An 804-nucleotide genomic window follows, 5' to 3' on the forward strand; every position below is an offset into this window, starting at 1 on the left:
GTCGTGGTGGGGGCAGGGGAGCGCGAGGGGAACGGCGTCAGGGGCGCCCTCGCACGGTTCCTAGCCCGTTCGATGCGGGCTGGAGTGGTCCGGCTTTGAAATGCCGGGGAAAAGGCGCTATATTAGGTTCCGGAGTAGGGACGAGCCTTTCGGCTCGCCCCCATTTCCTAGAGCAAGAATTGGACTCGGATACTCACTAGCCAGGTGGTCCGAGTCCTTTTCACGTCTAGGGTGATGCTAAGTGGTAGGTACCACATGCAATCACCTCCGGTTCGAGGGCGAGGCCGTCGCCTCGGTCGGGGTGGCCCGTCCTCCCCGAGCGCGCCGCTGGCCCGGCGCTGCTGCTTTCGCCCTCGAAAACTGATTCCTGCAGCTTACCGCACAATGCCGAGTCGTTCACCACGGCTTGGCGGGTGCGGCGGCCCGGCTTCCTTGAGCATCGCCAGAATCATTTTTCGCTTCAGCCCACGAACCTCGTATCCCTGTGCTCGCGCTGTCTTGATGATCGATTCCAGGGTCGGAAATTCCTCCAGGAAAGTGCCGAACCACAGCGCGCACTCGTCGGTCTTGGGATGCGGAAAGCCTTGCAGAAAGAAGGTTCGCAACGGCGGATCGTAACCGATGGTCCCTTGCGCATCCGTTGCAGTCCCGTTTGTGATCTCCACAGTGTATCGGCTCATTGCCGTTCCTCTCGGTGATTGCGATGATGACAACCGGCCGCGCCGTCAATCGACGCGGCCGGTGCACTATTTGAAAAGCGGCATTACTCGCTCGTTGGTGAGGGCGGTGCGATCGGTCTGGAAT

1 protein-coding gene is annotated in these 804 nt (G+C 60.9%); it reads right to left on the reverse strand.

The genetic code is table 11. The annotated features are described in order from the left end of the window. Positions 1-374: 374 nt before the first annotated feature. A complete protein-coding gene (locus E5X88_RS33510) occupies positions 375-680 on the reverse strand; it encodes a hypothetical protein (RefSeq protein ID WP_292168559.1) in 306 nt (101 codons plus the stop codon). Between the last annotated feature and the right edge of the window lie 124 nt (positions 681-804).

It is taken from the genome of Mesorhizobium sp. (assembly GCF_004962245.1).
In the GTDB taxonomy this organism is placed as follows: domain Bacteria; phylum Pseudomonadota; class Alphaproteobacteria; order Rhizobiales; family Rhizobiaceae; genus Mesorhizobium.